At 50.0% G+C, this 16,870-nt stretch carries 12 protein-coding genes; 9 read left to right on the forward strand and 3 right to left on the reverse strand.

Annotated elements, in window-relative coordinates; all coding sequences use genetic code 11:
• Positions 1–111 precede the first annotated feature (111 nt).
• On the reverse strand, positions 112–1,140 hold the full coding sequence (locus HLG76_RS00515) for a lipoate--protein ligase (RefSeq protein ID WP_077460506.1): 1,029 nt from the start codon (positions 1,138–1,140) through the stop codon (positions 112–114).
• A gap of 310 nt (positions 1,141–1,450) precedes the next feature.
• Between HLG76_RS00515 and pheS the strand changes: the two genes are divergently transcribed.
• From pheS to btuD, 6 genes are all read left to right on the forward strand, one after another.
• Positions 1,451–2,434, forward strand: a complete 984-nt coding sequence (gene pheS, locus HLG76_RS00520) for a phenylalanine--tRNA ligase subunit alpha (protein ID WP_025744396.1) — start codon at positions 1,451–1,453, stop codon at positions 2,432–2,434.
• Positions 2,435–2,453: 19 nt separating this feature from the next.
• Entirely contained in the window at positions 2,454–4,856 is a 2,403-nt protein-coding gene (pheT, locus tag HLG76_RS00525) for a phenylalanine--tRNA ligase subunit beta (RefSeq protein ID WP_175992889.1), read from the forward strand.
• A 403-nt stretch (positions 4,857–5,259) separates the two neighbouring features.
• A complete protein-coding gene (gene ihfA, locus HLG76_RS00530; RefSeq protein ID WP_077460508.1) occupies positions 5,260–5,556 on the forward strand; it encodes an integration host factor subunit alpha in 297 nt (98 codons plus the stop codon).
• 170 nt (positions 5,557–5,726) lie between these two features.
• Complete coding sequence (locus tag HLG76_RS00535; protein ID WP_175992890.1) at positions 5,727–6,758, forward strand: succinylglutamate desuccinylase; 1,032 nt, start codon at positions 5,727–5,729, stop codon at positions 6,756–6,758.
• An 89-nt stretch (positions 6,759–6,847) separates the two neighbouring features.
• Positions 6,848–7,846: a vitamin B12 ABC transporter permease BtuC gene (gene btuC, locus HLG76_RS00540; RefSeq protein ID WP_254877528.1), complete on the forward strand. Its 999-nt coding sequence runs from the start codon at positions 6,848–6,850 to the stop codon at positions 7,844–7,846.
• On the forward strand, positions 7,846–8,649 hold the full coding sequence (gene btuD, locus HLG76_RS00545) for a vitamin B12 ABC transporter ATP-binding protein BtuD (protein ID WP_021023184.1): 804 nt from the start codon (positions 7,846–7,848) through the stop codon (positions 8,647–8,649). The genes btuC and btuD overlap by 1 nt, the downstream gene beginning before the upstream one ends.
• Before the next feature lie 13 nt (positions 8,650–8,662).
• Here the strand turns inward: btuD and HLG76_RS00550 are convergent, their stop codons facing one another.
• Positions 8,663–9,127 (reverse strand): TerB family tellurite resistance protein, encoded by a 465-nt coding sequence (locus HLG76_RS00550; protein ID WP_021023185.1) that lies wholly within the window; start codon positions 9,125–9,127, stop codon positions 8,663–8,665.
• 228 nt (positions 9,128–9,355) lie between these two features.
• On the opposite strand from HLG76_RS00550, the gene hrpA reads away from it, so the two are divergent.
• The 3 genes from hrpA (at position 9,356) to HLG76_RS00565 (ending at position 15,010) form a co-directional block, all read left to right on the forward strand.
• Positions 9,356–13,192 carry an ATP-dependent RNA helicase HrpA gene (gene hrpA, locus HLG76_RS00555; protein ID WP_254877591.1) on the forward strand — a complete coding sequence of 1,279 codons (3,837 nt, stop codon included), beginning with the start codon at positions 9,356–9,358 and terminating at the stop codon, positions 13,190–13,192.
• A gap of 181 nt (positions 13,193–13,373) precedes the next feature.
• Positions 13,374–14,009 (forward strand): murein L,D-transpeptidase catalytic domain family protein, encoded by a 636-nt coding sequence (locus tag HLG76_RS00560; RefSeq protein ID WP_254877531.1) that lies wholly within the window; start codon positions 13,374–13,376, stop codon positions 14,007–14,009.
• Positions 14,010–14,155: 146 nt separating this feature from the next.
• Positions 14,156–15,010, forward strand: coding sequence for a DNA ligase (locus HLG76_RS00565; protein ID WP_077576011.1), 855 nt, complete (start codon positions 14,156–14,158; stop codon positions 15,008–15,010).
• A gap of 30 nt (positions 15,011–15,040) precedes the next feature.
• Here the strand turns inward: HLG76_RS00565 and dld are convergent, their stop codons facing one another.
• On the reverse strand, positions 15,041–16,852 hold the full coding sequence (dld, locus tag HLG76_RS00570; RefSeq protein WP_175992892.1) for a D-lactate dehydrogenase: 1,812 nt from the start codon (positions 16,850–16,852) through the stop codon (positions 15,041–15,043).
• Positions 16,853–16,870 lie beyond the last annotated feature (18 nt).

A 16,870-nucleotide genomic window follows, 5' to 3' on the forward strand; every position in this document is an offset into this window, starting at 1 on the left:
TGTCGCACTGAACAGCTGCCACCTATAGTGACGTGACAGCTGCTTGCGTCTTTGCGTGGGATCAAAAACAGAGGGAATTATGTGATGGGGGTCACTGTTAATGTGTGCCTATCAAGCGAGAGCGTGGCGCAGCCAAAGGGCAATATCCTGATACATGGCCTGGTGGCTTGGATCGACTTCTGCCTGATTGGTGACAAATTGATAGAGTGTTTCCGAGTGATAGGTTTGCCCGATCAACTGGCTTGCCAGTATTTCTATCGGCCCTGGCGTTAAGCTATCGGTGAATAGCTGACAGTCGGCTATTTCGCCATTTTTCACATCTAAATGCAGCTCAACGCCCCCCCATTCGAAGCGTTCATCAAACGTATGCATAAATTGTGGGCTCTTGCCAAAATTCCATTCCCAACTGCACTGTTTTTCATAGATGGCGTTAAAGCCTTCGACATCGGGTTTGACCTCAGGAGAAATGTATTCAATCTCAGCGGTATTGCCATAGTGGTTAAAGAATGCAGCTTTGATCGCATCACACAGAGCTTGGTGGGTGATCTCCGGGACATAATCGGAAATATTCGCTACTCGCGCGCGTACAGAGGTAATGCCCTTGGCTTGCAGCTTTTTGGGATCAGGGTTGAGGTAATCGCCCAGTCGCGACAAGTTGGCATTAATCAATAGGGTGCCGTGATGAAATCCACGATCTTTTGTCTCTTTGTAGGCTGACCCTGAGATTTTGCGAGCGCCTTCAGGGGTATCCATGGTGAGATCATTGCGTCCACTGGCCGTTGCCTCAATACCGAGTGTTTTCAGCGCATTCAACACAATTTGTGTTGATACCGACTTGTCATAACCGGGCTTGCCGGCCATAAAGGTAAAGTTAGTATTGCCGAGATCATGAAACACGGCGCCACCACCGCTTTGGCGTCGGGCTAACACAACGCCGTCTTGTTCCATTTTACGAGTGTTGCATTCGCGCCATGCATTTTGACCACGCCCGATCACCACCGTATTGTCGTTACGCCAAAGAAAGAGCACATTTTGCGCTGATGACATGGTACGGAAAATCGTATCTTCCACCGCCAAATTAAACCAAGGGTGGGTCGAGGTGGATACAAACACGCGTAAAGGATGATTGTTGTCTTGCATAGTGGCTCCAAATTCGTCGAGATCTCGGCTCGTAGCATAGCAAACTCTTCATCTATGCCAACAAAATGGATAAACCGGTAGCTGATGGCGAGGAAAAATGGCTTAAATGCCGTTTAGCGTTTGGCATTAGTCTTGGCATTAATTAGTATGTAAGGTCAATTTATTACCTGTTCTCTCAGTCAATTGGCATTGAGGCGTATAACAAGACGACTCTGTCAGTTTGCTCAGACAATGGGTGAAACCATGATGTCAGCAGGTATTGTCACGCACCTACCTGGTTTGGACTGCCCAACGGGTCGACGAGGAAACAATGCAACAATTAGAAGAAATTCTTGCGAATGCAACCAATGCGGTGGCCGATGCTGCCTCTGTGGCTGCATTGGATGAAGTCCGGGTAAAATACCTAGGAAAGAAGGGGGAGTTAACCGCACAGCTTCAGGCTTTAGGCAAATTGCCTCCTGAAGAACGCCGTGAAGCGGGTCAGAAGATTAATCAGGCTAAGCAAACCGTGCAGCAGACGATTGCTGAACGTAAGCAAGCACTAGAACGTGCTGAGCTAGAAGCCAAACTGGCCGCCGAAACCATTGATGTGAGCTTGCCAGGCCGCCGGATTGAAAACGGTGGGTTGCATCCGGTGACGCGCACCATTGAGCGTATTGAGCAATTTTTTGGTGAGCTTGGTTTTTCGGTGGAAGCTGGACCGGAAGTGGAAGATGGCTTCCATAACTTTGATGCATTGAACATCGCAGCCGATCATCCCGCGCGTACCGATCATGACACCTTCTTCTTTAACCCTGATTTGATGTTGCGTACCCATACCTCGGGCGTTCAGATCCGGACCATGGAAGCCGGCAAACCGCCATTCCGTATTATTGCGCCAGGCCGTGTTTATCGAAACGATTACGACCAAACGCACACGCCCATGTTCCACCAAGTAGAAGGCTTACTGGTCGATAAAGACATTACCTTTGCCGATCTAAAAGGTATTTTGAACGACTTCCTTCGCAACTTTTTTGAGGAAGATCTCGAAGTACGTTTCCGTCCTTCCTATTTCCCGTTTACCGAGCCCTCAGCGGAAGTCGATGTGCGCCGTAAAGGTGGCAAATGGCTAGAGATCTTAGGTTGTGGCATGGTTCACCCCAATGTCCTGCGGTCGGTGAACATTGACCCAGAGGAATATCAAGGTTTTGCCTTTGGTATTGGGGTTGAGCGCCTAACCATGTTGCGCTATGGCGTGAATGATCTTCGTGCGTTCTTTGAGAACGATCTGCGCTTTTTGAAACAATTTAAGTAATCAGTGGGGCAAGGTAATAATGAAATTCAGTGAATCTTGGTTGAGAGAGTGGGTAAATCCAGCAAACGACACCAACGCGCTTGCCCACCAGATCACCATGGCCGGTCTTGAAGTTGACGAGATTGCCCCCGTGGCTGGCGAGTTTAGCGGTGTGGTTGTGGGTGAAGTGGTAGAATGTGGTCAACACCCTGACGCAGACAAACTGCGGGTCACTAAAATTAATGTAGGTAACGATGAGTTACTGGATATTGTCTGTGGTGCGCCGAATTGTCGCCAAGGCTTAAAAGTGGCGGTAGCCATGGTTGGAGCGGTATTGCCGGGTGATTTTAAAATCAAAAAGGCTAAGCTACGCGGTCAGCCATCATTCGGTATGTTGTGCTCGTTCACCGAGCTGGGTATCGATGTGGAATCGGATGGGATTATCGAATTGCCCGCTGACGCGCCGATTGGTACTGACATCCGTGATTATCTTGCACTCAACGATGTCACCATCGATGTGGATTTGACCCCAAACCGCGCTGATTGTTTGAGCCTACGTGGCTTGGCGCGTGAAGTGGGCGTATTAAACCGCACCGATGTAACAGAGCCTACCATTACGCCTGTTGCTGCCAGCATTGAAGACAAAGTATCGGTGCGCATCGATGCGCCGCAAGCGTGCCCACGTTATCTGGGTCGTGTGGTAAAAAACGTTGATCTTAATGCGCAGAGCCCGTTGTGGATGCAAGAAAAACTGCGTCGCAGTGGTATTCGTTCTATCGATCCTGTGGTGGATGTCACCAACTATGTGATGCTTGAGCAAGGTCAGCCAATGCATGCGTTTGATCTTGGCAAGATTGAAGGTGGCATCGTGGTGCGTTTAGCCGAAGAAGGCGAAGCACTGACCTTACTTGATGGCAATGAAGCCAAACTAAATGCGCAAACGCTCGTTATTGCGGATGAGAAAAAAGCGTTGGCGATGGCGGGCATTTTTGGCGGCCAAGAGTCAGGTGTGACCACAGAAACCCAAGATATTCTGTTAGAGTCAGCCTTTTTTGCCCCGGAAGCGATTCGTGGTCGTGCACGTAGCTATGGTCTACACACAGATTCATCTCACCGCTTTGAGCGCGGGGTTGATCCGGCACTGCAAGCCGCAGCGATGGAGCGAGCCACTGAATTATTGCTGGCTATCTGTGGCGGCGAAGCGGGCGAGATTGTGACGGCTGAGTTCACTAACACCTTGCCAGTTCGTGACACTGTCACACTTCGTCGTACCAAGCTCGATGGTTTACTCGGGCATGCTATTGACAACAAGGATGTCGATGCCATTTTGACCCGCTTAGGCTGTGCGGTGACGACCACCGATCAAGGTTGGGAAGCAACGGCACCAAGCTGGCGTTTTGATATTGCCATCGAGCAAGATTTGATTGAGGAAGTGGGTCGTATCTATGGCTACGACAATATTCCGACCCGTGCGCCGAAAGCTGCGCTCACCATGCGCGAATATAAAGAAGCGGCGATGCCACTCAAGCGTGTACGTGATCTTCTGGTTGACCGTGGTTTCCATGAAGCGATCACTTATAGCTTTGTTGAGCCCAAGCAACAGGCGTTGATTGTGCCGAATGTGGCGCCGTTAATCCTGCCAAGCCCCATCTCGGCGGATATGTCCGCGATGCGCTTAAGCTTATTACCTGGTTTGCTCAATACGGTGGCCTATAATCAAAAGCGTCAACAACCGCGCGTACGTTTGTTTGAGTTTGGTTTACGCTTCACGCCTGAAGGCGATATGAGCGGTGACATACGTCAAGATAACATTCGCCAAGAGCGGATGCTTGCCGGGGTTATTGCCGGACCAAGTAGCGAAGAGCATTGGGGTCTGACCAGCGCAACGGTTGATTTCTTTGACTTAAAAGGGGATCTGGAAGCGGTGCTTGAGCTAACCGGTCAGTTGAATGATTTCCGCTTTGTGTCAGCCTCTCATCCCGCGATGCACCCAGGCCAAACTGCAGCGATTGAGTTTGATGGCAATGTTGTCGGCCATATTGGTACGCTACATCCAGAGCTAGAACGCGAGTTTGGCTTAAATGGGCGTACCGTGGTGTTTGAGCTGGAATGGCAAGCGATTGATACGCGCTTTATTCCTGAAGCGGCCGGTCTGTCCAAGTTCCCTGCAAACCGTCGTGATATTGCGGTGATTGCCGATGAGTCGCTCGCATCAGGTGATGTAGTCGCTGCGTGTTTGCAAAGTGGTAATGCGCTGATTAAAGATGCACAACTTTTCGACCTGTATACCGGTAAAGGGGTAGAAGACGGGAAGAAGAGCTTAGCGATAGCACTTATTTTGCAATCGGATGAGCGCACCCTAGAAGAGGCCGATATCAGTGACGCGGTGTCGGGTGTCGTGCACAACCTCTCAGAAAAACTGGGCGTGGTCTTGCGAGATTAGCCTCATTTAAGTGAAAAAAGCAGCGGTAACGCTGCTTTTTTTATGCCTAAATGGCCTAACATCTATGCGTTTGAAAAACTGAATAAATTCGCTATATTTGTTTATTAATTGTTCAATTATTGATAAAAGCGTCTAATATCGACCACAGAGGTTGTCCATTTATAGACGTACCGGCAGATAAACGTGTAACGTATTGGTTTAAAAGGTCAATTTTTTGGACATGGCGCTATTTTTTTCATGTAAAAAAGTTGGCGCAAATCAGCCAGTTGGCATACACTTGTTTTTAAGTGGTTTTCGAATGTTCCTAAAATACAAGGGCTAAAGACGCGTAGACCACGTGTAGAATGGCGGTGTCGATACTGCGGTATTGCCAATATGTTAAACAATTCTTGAGGGAAAACCTATGGCGCTCACGAAAGCCGATTTGGCTGAGAACCTGTTTGAAAATATCGGGATTAGCAAACGGGACGCCAAGGATACAGTCGAAGTGTTTTTTGAAGAAGTACGAAAAGCGCTTGAAAGTGGCGAGCAAGTCAAACTGTCCGGTTTTGGTAATTTTGATTTGCGAGACAAGAATCAACGCCCCGGTCGAAACCCTAAAACAGGGGAAGATATTCCGATCACGGCGCGTCGTGTTGTCACTTTTCGACCCGGCCAAAAACTTAAAGCACGAGTTGAAAATGCAGAAGTTGAAAAGTAAGCCTACATCAACTTGTCGGTGGTGATAGCACCACAATAGAAAGCCGTGTGCCTTTGGTTCACGGCTTTTTAATTTGTCTATACATGATCACATTGTCAGGATAAAACACTGGGGTTATTGGTTATCTCGTTGTAACGTTTTGTTGTCTAGTTGTAATAAAAGGAAGCATTATGCTGACAGCACGCCCAGGCGCCTTTATTGATGCCGCCCTGACCGCGCCTCACGCGTTCCAAGCCGACCAATGGCATCAGTCGTCTATGACCTTCACACACCACATGCCCGGTGTGGTGCGCATCCAACCTGACAACCCCACGGTATCGCGTTGCGTGGTCTTATCTGCGGGGATCCATGGCGATGAAACCGCACCGATTGAGCTGATTGACGGGTTGCTGGCCGATATTCTCAGTGGCGCATTGATTCCGACGGTGCCGTTACTGCTCATTATTGGTCATGCAGAAGCCATTAAAGCCCATACCCGGTTTATTGAAGATAACTTGAACCGTCTTTTTGGTGGCTGGAATCAAGAAAAAAACGAAGAACACCACTTGGCAAACCAGCTACAGCAAGCAGTCAGTGACTTTTTTGCGGCGCAGCCCGCGTCAATGCAGCGTTGGCACTTGGATTTACACAGCGCTATTCGCGACTCTTTCCACTATATGTTTGGCGTGATCCCCACGACGTCTAAAGCGACGGATGTACGCCCACTGGCGGCCTTGCTCAACGATGCGCAAATGGATGCGAGTGTTCTGTCACAATCGCCATCCCCCACATTCAGCTGGTACAGCGCCAACCATCATGATGCCTTGGCGGCGACCTTAGAAATGGGGCGTGTTGCGCCACTGTATGAGAACGACATGCGTGAGTATGCACCGCTTAATCAGACATTACGCACGCTCCTTAGCGAGACTGCGTTGCCCTCGACACTGACACCCATGCGTTTTTATCGAGTAACACGCACGTTGACGAAACACACCGAGCAGTTTGCGCTGACGTTTTCATCCTCGGCGAAGAACTTTACGCCGTTTCAGCAAGGTGAATGCTTAGCCACGGATGAAGGCATGAGCATTCATGCTGAGCAAGACGGTGAGGTCGTGATCTTCCCCAATGCGAATGTGCCGGTTGGCCATCGTGCTGGATTATTAGCCACGCCTTTTCGCCCTGATGCCGACCAGCCCTTGTATGTGAAGACAACATCAGCGTAATTGCGTACTCTTGCCACACGCTGGGCGTTAGCGCTTTTCAACCGTTGATTCAGTCGGTAAAGTACATTGCATTATTATGTGCTAAATAGATGGTCGAACGACCCATGCAAGTGTCATCACTCACCGCCCGCCAACATATCCGTTGGCGGCGCGCGTTATGTCTTTTTTCCTGTCTTTTGTTGTTAGCCAGTGGCGTGGCGCTGAGTGTGGGAGAGCTCTGGATTAATCCGCTCGCGCCCGATTCGCCATTGGCGCAACAACTGCTGATCCAGCTGCGTTTGCCTCGGGTGTTAGCTGCATTATTGATAGGAGCGTCGCTGGCGATGGCGGGAGCCAGCTTGCAAGTATTGCTGGGTAATCCTTTGGCTGAGCCGGGTGTGCTTGGGATCTCCGGTGGGGCGAGCATTGCGGTCGTCTTATTATTACTGCTTGCACCTACGTGGGCATCAAGCTCGCATATGGCGATTGCTGCGATGCTAGGCGCCAGTGCCTTTACCTTGATATTGGTGATGTTGGCACGCCGGGCATTAGCCACGTCCCGAATTTTATTGGTGGGGGTTGCCCTGAGCATCTTAGCCGGCTCGGGAGTGACATTGGCATTTTATTTCAGCACCGACTTTAACCTACGCCAATTAATGGTTTGGTTAATGGGATCGCTATCGGGCATGCGTTTAGAGCATGTTGCGATATTATTGATAACGTTACCTTGTATTGCGCTATTATGGCGCTACGGGCAAAAACTCGATCAACTCATGCTTGGCGACCAACAAGCACAGCAATTGGGACTTGATACTCATCGGCTGCGTTGGCAGTTGATTGTGCTCGTGAGCATACTGGTTGGGGTATCGGTTGCGACGGCCGGTGTGATCGGCTTTATTGGTCTAATTGTGCCGCATTATTTGCGCTTATGGTTGGGCAGCCGTAATAGCTACTTGTTGCCAATGTCGGCGCTTGCCGGCGCATTATTGCTCGTCTGTGCGGATACCATTGGACGGCTTATTATTCCCTCGGCGGAGTTACCTGTCGGCGTGGTAACCAGTGTGATTGGTGCACCTTTGTTTATTTGGATGTTAGTGAGGGTAGGGTAATGGTGGTTCATGCGCAAGATGTGAGTTTGCCGCCGAGGCTTTTTCCCCTTTCCCTATCCGTTGAAGCCGGGCAGGTGGTGCATTTAATTGGGCCTAATGGCAGTGGCAAAAGTACCTTGTTACAGCTTCTCTCGGGATTAGAGATGCCAGAAGCTGGTCACATCGCGATCAATAGCCAACGTCTCGGCGGTCAAACCCGGCAAACATTGGCGCAGTGGCGCGGCTACCTGATGCAGCATCAACGTCCGGCGTTCGTCATGGGGGTGTTTGAATACCTTAATCTGGTGCTTGATAGCTTACCAAGACCAAGCTTACAAGGACAAAGCTTACAGCGAATGGCTGGCAGCGCACGTGATGAGGCGGTGAATCATATCGCCTCGCGTTTAGCTGTTTCCGATAAACTCCATCGGCGCATTGATAGCTTGTCCGGAGGAGAGTGGCAACGTGTTCGTCTCGCCGGCGCTTTGTTGCAAGTGTTGCCGTCACTTAACCCTCATGCGTGTCTGCTATTACTGGATGAACCGGCAACTGGGCTTGATGTGGCACAACAAGAAATCATCTACCAAGAAATTAGCATGATGGCAGCAACTTATGGCATTGCGATTGTGATGGCGAATCACGATCTCAACCGGACATTGGTACATGCCGATAAGGTATTATTGCTTAACCAGGGACGCCTTGTTGCCACTGGGCGCCCTGGGCAGGTGTTAACCGATCGCCAACTTTCAGAGGTGTTTGCGACCCCGCTTGAGCAAGTCTCCACGGTAAATGGCCCCGTGATTATGCGTGCGCGAACGAGTTAACTACCACGCGTTGCTAGTCACGTTCATCGTTGTCGATAACCGTTAATTTGGCGCGAATAAAGTCAGCATGATCGACATAAAGTAGCTCGGCCGTTTTTCGAATCACGGCTTCCTCTAAGGGGTCGATGTTTTCATCGGCGTAAGCCACCGACCACATGGCTTCGATAAGCAAAATCCGTGTGTGCGGGTCGAGATCGCGTAATTTATCGGTATATTCATAGAGTGACGTTGCATGCTCACTGTGTTGTCGTGCTTGCTCAAGTAACGATTCAGCTTGCGTGCTCTCAAGCGATAAAAGTTGGCAGATCCGTGCTTTCTTGGTCTCCTTCTCCCTTTCATCAATATCATGATCCGCCATGGCGACTTCACTGAGCAGGCCAGCCATCGCTTGATGCCGTGATAAGCCTGCTTGATCGCCCTGTTGCCCCAGATCGGCCGCAAAGGCAGATTCTAATTTACTAAATAGCTGTTTAAGCATGACGCTTCTCCCTACTGCGAAGTCATTTCGGTCTGTCATAGAATACGGCGCGAATCCTATGCAGGTTTGATTCTTTTTACTTTGTGATAGGATGCGACACCAATCAACCTTATTTATCGGCTGTGACACTGATAAACGCCTTAAAAGATTAAGCAGTAAGCAGGAATCGCCTTGAGTTCACGTCATCACAACACGCCAGACACGCTATTTGCAGCCTTAAACGATTGTATGCTGCAAGACCGTTTTCGCTTTAAAAAACGCATTTACGGTGCGCAGAAAATCAATAAAAACGATGCCAAACAGGCCGTTTACGATCAAATCGCCGCGGATATGGCGCAAAGCATGCAGCGCGTCTTATCGCGACAAACGAGCACGCCCACCATTAGTTATCCTGAGGCATTGCCCGTTAGTCAGAAAAAAGACGATATTGCCGAGGCTATTGCCAACCATCAGGTAGTGATTATTGCCGGTGAAACGGGATCGGGTAAAACCACTCAGCTACCCAAGATTTGTATGGAATTAGGGCTGGGTGTTGCAGGGACCATTGGTCATACGCAGCCACGTCGCTTGGCGGCGCGCTCTGTTGCTTCTCGCATTGCCGATGAGCTTGATGTCGAGCTTGGCCGTAGTATCGGCTATAAAGTGCGTTTTAACGACAAGGTGTCAGATGCGACTCAAGTAAAGCTGATGACTGACGGGATCTTGTTGGCAGAAATTCAGCATGATCGTTATCTCAATCAGTATGACTGCATTATCATCGATGAAGCGCATGAACGTAGCCTCAATATCGACTTTATTCTCGGCTATTTGCGCGAGTTGCTGCCAAAGCGTCCCGACTTAAAAGTCATCATCACCTCGGCGACTATCGACCCAGAACGTTTTTCTAAGCATTTCAACAATGCCCCCATGATTGAGGTGTCTGGCCGCACTTATCCGGTTGACGTGCGCTATCGTCCGTTGGCTGAAGACGATGAAAGCGACCGCGATCAGCTTGAAGCGATTAGCGAAGCCGTCGATGAGCTTTGCACCGAAGGGCCAGGCGACATTCTGATCTTTATGAATGGTGAGCGAGAAATTCGTGACACGGCCGATCACTTGCAACGTCGCCAGTTACGGGATACCGAGATTTTACCGCTCTATGCTCGGCTTTCTGCCGGCGAACAAAATCGTGTTTTTCAATCTCATTCTGGGCGACGGATTGTACTGGCCACCAACGTCGCAGAAACCTCGTTGACGGTCCCGGGGATCAAGTATGTGATTGATCCGGGTACGGCGCGCATTTCACGCTATAGCTACCGCACCAAGGTACAGCGGTTGCCCATTGAGCCAATTTCGCAAGCCAGTGCCAACCAGCGTAAGGGCCGTTGCGGGCGTGTGTCAGAAGGGATTTGTATTCGCCTTTATAGCGAAGACGATTTTTTAGGTCGACCTGAGTTTACCGATCCGGAAATTCTTCGAACCAATCTGGCGTCGGTGATTTTGCAAATGACGGCGCTTGGTCTGGGTGATATTCAAGCCTTTCCGTTTGTTCAGCCACCTGATAGCCGTCACATTAAAGACGGTGTGCGCTTACTCGAAGAGCTGGGGGCAATTAAATCCGGACAAGTGGCCTCCAAGCGTCAGCTGACGGGAGTGGGCAAAACCCTGGCCAAGCTTCCGATTGATCCGCGTTTAGCGCGCATGGTGATTGAAGCGCCTAAGTATGGGGCACTCAATGAAGTGATGGTGATTGCTGCCGCGCTGGCGATTCAAGATCCGCGTGAGCGTCCGGCGGACAAACAGCAACAAGCCGATGAGCAGCACCGCCGGTTTGCCGATAAAGAATCCGACTTTTTAGCGTATGTCAATCTGTGGGGCTACGTGAAAGAGCAGCAACAATTGCTGTCGAATAACCAGTTCCGCAAGCAGTGTAAAAAAGACTACCTCAACTACCTGCGTGTACGAGAGTGGCAAGATGTCCACTACCAAATTACCCAGGTAATGAAAGAGCAAAACAGCGCATTTAACCAAGAGCCGGCAAACTATCAGGCTGTGCATATGGCTTTACTCGCCGGCATGTTGAGTCATATTGGTTTAAAAGACCAAGAGAAGAACGATTACCAAGGTGCCCGCAATGCACGTTTCCATATTTTTCCTGGATCGGGCTTATTTAAAAAACAGCCTAAATGGGTGATGGTGGCCGAGCTGGTCGAAACCTCCAAATTATGGGGGCGAATTGCCGCGCGGATCCAACCCGAGTGGGTCGAACCCTTGGCGCAGCATCTGATTAAGCGCACCTACAGTGAGCCGCATTGGTCTCGGAAGCAGGCGGCGGTCATGGCAAGCGAAAAAGTGACCTTATACGGGATCCCGATTGTTGCCAGCCGCAAAGTAAACTATGGCCCGATTGATCCTGTGCTCAGCCGCGAACTATTTATTCGCTCGGCGCTGGTTGAAGGCGACTGGCAGACTAAGCACGCCTTTTTCCGTCAAAATCAAAAGCTGCTTGCGGAGGTGGAAGAGCTAGAGCTTAAATCGCGTCGCCGCGATATTTTGGCAGACGATGACACCTTGTTTGATTTTTATGACCAGCGTCTCGATCACAGTGTGGTCAGTGGTCGTCACTTTGATAGCTGGTGGAAAAAAGCCCGTCAGGACGATCCCGATTTACTGAATTTCGAAAAAGCCATGCTGCTGCAAGGTGATGCGAGCCATGTCACCGAGTTAGACTATCCCAACGTTTGGTATCAAGATAACGTCAAACTCAAGCTCAGTTATCAGTTTGAACCCGGGCAAGATCATGATGGGGTCACGGTGCATATTCCGTTACCGATTCTCAACCAGGTATCTGAAGAGGGCTTTGATTGGCATGTGCCGGGTCTGCGTCATGAGCTGATTGTCGCATTGATCAAATCCTTGCCTAAGCCGTTACGTCGTAACTTTGTCCCGGCCCCCAACTATGCCGATGCAATCTTACAGCGCGTGACGCCACTAGAGGCGCCTTTGCTAGATAGTATGGAAAAAGCCCTTAAGCAGATGTCAGGGGTGACGATTGCGCGTGAAAGCTGGAACTTCAGCCAACTGCCAGAGCATTTGCGGATGCAGTTCCGCGTCGTCGATGATAAAAATCGAACCCTCGCGGAAAGCGAAGATCTGAACGCGCTTAAAGTGTCACTCAAAGATCAGGTTCAGGCCACCTTGTCGGACGTGGCAGATGATGACATTGAGCAGCAAGGGATCACGCAATGGCACTTTGGCCGTTTGCCATCGCGTTATCAGCAAAAAAAACATGGCTTTGAAGTCAAGGCTTACCCGGCGCTGGTGGATGAAAAAGACAGCGTCGCGATTCGCTTATTTGAAACGGAAGATCAGCAACTAAAAGCGATGCAGGCCGGACAGCGCCGGTTGATTTTACTCAATGTGCCATCGCCGATTAAATATCTTCATGCACATTTACCCAACAAATCAAAGCTGGGATTGTACTTTAACCCCTATGGGCGTGTGCTGGATTTAATCGATGATTGTATTGCTTGTGGCGTCGATAAATTAATTGCTCAGCACGGCGGCCTTACTTGGGAAGAGGCCGAGTTTGAGTCGTTAAAAGAAACCGTGCGTGCAGAGCTAGGCGATACAGTGGTCGACATTGCTCAGCACGTTGAGCAAATCCTGACGCATGCGTTTACTATCAACAAAAAACTGAAAGGCAAAGTAGATTTGTCGATGGCATTTGCTCTGTCTGATATTAAAGCGCAATTGGAAGGCTTGATATACAAAGGGTTTGCCACCGACTGTGGTTGGGAGCGGCTGCCGGATATTTTGCGTTATATGAAGGCGATAGAGCGTCGACTAGAAAAATTACCCGTCGATCCGACGCGCGATCGTAACCATATGCTCAAGATAGAGTCGGTCATGAACGACTATAAAACGCTGTATAACAAGCTGCCAAAAGGAAAGCCGGTGCCTGATGAGGTGAAGGCGATTCGTTGGATGATTGAAGAGCTACGCGTGAGTTACTTTGCTCAGCAACTGGGCACCCCGTACCCGGTGTCTGATAAGCGGATCAAAAACGCAATGGCTGCGCTTTAATTGTGGCAACCTTCTGCCACCGTCGACTTGCGCGTGTACGTCGGTCTGCGGTGAGCTGATTAAATTACTTAACTATCAATAGCTAATGAAGCCGTGTCTTGATGGCACGGTTTTTGTTTTTGTCAATACAGGCACGCTAACTAGATAGCCTGTATTGCAGTGGCAAAACAAGGAGCACATCATGATGCGATTCATTCTTCCCTCTTGGGGACTTGGGCTGTTGGGCTTACTTACATTGAGCATCTCTCATCCCGTATTGGCCAGCTTTAAAGATGACGTCAGTGGGCTATATCAATCCCTTCACCTTGAAGGAGAAGTGTCTTATCACGCTTTTGCCGATGCCTACCGTCACTTTTCCCAGCATCACAGTGCCAAGCCTGTGATGACGTTGATTGATTATGGTAAGCCGTCGACCGAGAAACGCTTTTGGGTGATTAATGTCAAAACGCGCAATATCCTTTTTCGTTCGTACGTCTCGCATGGCAAGAATAGCGGGAATCTGTATGCCAAGACGTTTTCTAATCGCGTCAATTCGCGACAAACATCCCTCGGCATTTATCGTGCTGCGGAAACGTATCACGGCAAACACGGCTATTCGCTACGCTTAGATGGCCTCTCTGAAGGTTTGAATGATAAGGCGCGTGAACGGGCAATTGTGATTCACGGTGCTGACTACGCCAATCCCGCCATGATTGAGCAAAGCGGTCGTCTTGGACGAAGTTGGGGATGCCCGGCATTACCCACTGATATATCATCTCGTGTGATTGATGTGATCAAAAATGGCACCTTCATCTATGCCTTTTCCCACCAGGCATAAAAAAGCCCGCGAGTCAGTTATCACGATGCATTGCAAACCTCACTACCGAACAATAACTGTTGCTAGCTTACTGCCAAAATCATCTTCCTTTTACCGCTTAGGCTTAGATTCTGGTTAGCCTTTAGCCTTATGCGATAAGGAGGACAATGATGCGATATATTAACCGGCTCAGTATTGGTTTGCTTTCTGCTTGTGTGCTATCCCCGGCCATATCATTGAGTGCTCCATCGGCACCGGCATTGATGCACGGCGTGGATGGGCAGTTAGCGTCACAAAGCTATCAAGGCTTTTGGGCGAGTGAGAAGCTAGACGGCATTCGGGCCTACTGGACCGGCACGGAATTGTTGACGCGCCAGGGGAACCCCATTCATGCACCGCAATCGTTTCTGGCAGCCTTGCCTAATGTGCCCCTTGATGGGGAGTTATGGGCTGGGCGCGGTGAATTTCAAACCGTATTGCGAACGGTGCTTGATAAGACGCCAAATGACAGTGACTGGCAACGTATTGGTTTTTACGTGTTCGATCTTCCACAACATCCAGGCCCCTTTGCTGAGCGCTATCTGGCATTAAAACGCCTGGCCGAGCAAGGAGGCGACGTGATCCAGTGGGTTGAGCAGCAGCCGGTGGCCAATGACCAAGCACTGGCCGATCGCTTGGCTCAAATCACCGACGCGGGTGGCGAAGGGCTGATGCTGCATCATCCAGAGAGTTTATACCTTGGCGCGCGCGTTGATAGCTTGGTCAAGCTTAAGGCTTACCAAGAAGTCGATGTGTCTGTGGTGGGAATGAATCCGGGGCAGGGACGTTTGAGCGGAATGATGGGATCACTCCAAGTGCAGATGGCGGATGGCACTGTGTTTAACGTTGGCTCTGGTTTTACCGATCAACAGCGCCAACGCCCGCCCGAGCAGGGACAGACCATTGTCGTACGTTATAACGGCGTGACGGATAAAGGGATCCCACGTTTTGCCCGTTTTATACGAGAAAAAGTCGCGCTCTAGGCGCGACTTGACTCGTTTGTTGTTCGGCGGTTAGTGAGATGCGGTTGTCGATGAGCCGGACGTTGCTGTCTTGGTCGCGGTATCCGAGGTTGGGTGCCGCAATTGATGGTCAAGACATTGGCAATCGGTGCTGTACTTTTTCTTGCCGGTTTTTCCGATCCCAGGGTTGAAGCTGTTGGTTGGATCAAGCTGATGATAAAAGTTGGCTAAATCGGGCTCTGCCGCATAAAGGTGTCCCACATTATGCTCTGCCGGATATTTCGCGCCGCGGGTTTCTAATTGCGCCAGCATCTTAGCTTTGATTGCTGCCACGTCTGCGCCTTTTTTGATCACATAGTCTTGGTGAAACACATGACAGAAGAAATGGCCGTAATAGAGCTTTGTCACTATGTTTTGTTCAATCTCTTCGGGCAAGTGTTCTTGCCATTCGGTTTCATTACGTTTTAGTGCAATGTCGAGAGCCAAAATGTCTTCACTATCCCGGTGGTGCATAATGTGATAGCGGATCGCTGCACCGGCGGCGGCAAAACGATGCAACATCGCTTTTTTGGCTTCATCCGCATTACAGGCAAAATAGTCACTGTCTGGGTGCTCGGCAAAAAAGCGGCTTAAAAAGGCGGATATCTCATTAATGCTCTCGTCAGAGGCTTTCACGATCAAGTGATGCTCATATCGATCGCGAAATGCCAACATGCGTTTGGGTAAATGCTGAGGAAATAATTGACTGGCATACTGCATCACTTTGTCGGGTAAGGACTTAGGCAGCAGCGGTACTTTGTCTAACCAGGCGGTGATCTGGGCTTTTAAGGCAAACATCTTGGGGATTGAATCGGTACCCAGTTGCCCAATCGCGAGAAACACGTCTTTTCCGTAACGCTCGGCGATATTAAAGGCATCACGGTGCATGTATTCACCGACCTCTGGCAAATGCGACAATTCAGACAGTACACGTCGACGCAGCGTATTGAAGACACCTGGATCATTGGTACCCAGATAAAAAACTTGCTCGCGCTCGGGGATAGGATAGGTGTCTAGTCGCACAGCGAACACAGCGAGTTTACCGGCACACCCGCTTACTTCATGCAGGCGACGTTTATCTGCGTTATAACGAGCAGGGCTGTCGGCATCGACATCACGCAAGATGTGCTCATAGTCATGGGCGGAGGCTTTACGGTCGTCAAACACAACGTCTTCGCGACGGTAATCCCCTTTTTCAACGCGAGAGAGTATGGTTTCTGGGTCGTCACCCAGGGCAATACCTAAATGGTTGACCAGTACTAATTCACCGTGTTCAGTCAGTTGCGCGAACAGCGAATATTCCGTATAAGCTGGGCCACGCTTCACTAGCGCTCCCCCTGAGTTGTTCGCCACGCCGCCGACAATTGAGGCGCCAATACACGACGAGCCGATGACCGAGTGAGGCGCTCGATGGTGGGGACGCAACGTTTTCTCTAAGTGATGCAGTGTGGTGCCAGGGAAACTGATCACTTGCTTGCCATCATCAATCAATTGTAATCCGTCGAGGCGGGTGGTGTTGATAATAACGACATCACGATCATAGTCATCCCCTTTGGGCGTAGAGCCCTCGGTTAACCCCGTATTAGCCGCTTGCATAATCATGACCACATCGGCTGCAACACAAGCTTGTAGCACGCGCCATTGCATCACTAACGAGGTTGGAAAGATCACGGCCAGTGCCGATCCGCCCCCAGAGCGCCACCCCATGCGATAGTGCTGGGTTTGGCTTTTATCGGTAAGGAGGTTGTCTTTGCCCACGATGTCCGTCAACGTCGAGAGAAAAGTTTGCTGCTGGGTTGACGACAAACGTGATGGGGTATTCATAAGCGTTCCTTTCCTTCA

This window comes from Salinivibrio sp. EAGSL (assembly GCF_013366455.1).
Lineage (GTDB): Bacteria > Pseudomonadota > Gammaproteobacteria > Enterobacterales > Vibrionaceae > Salinivibrio > Salinivibrio costicola.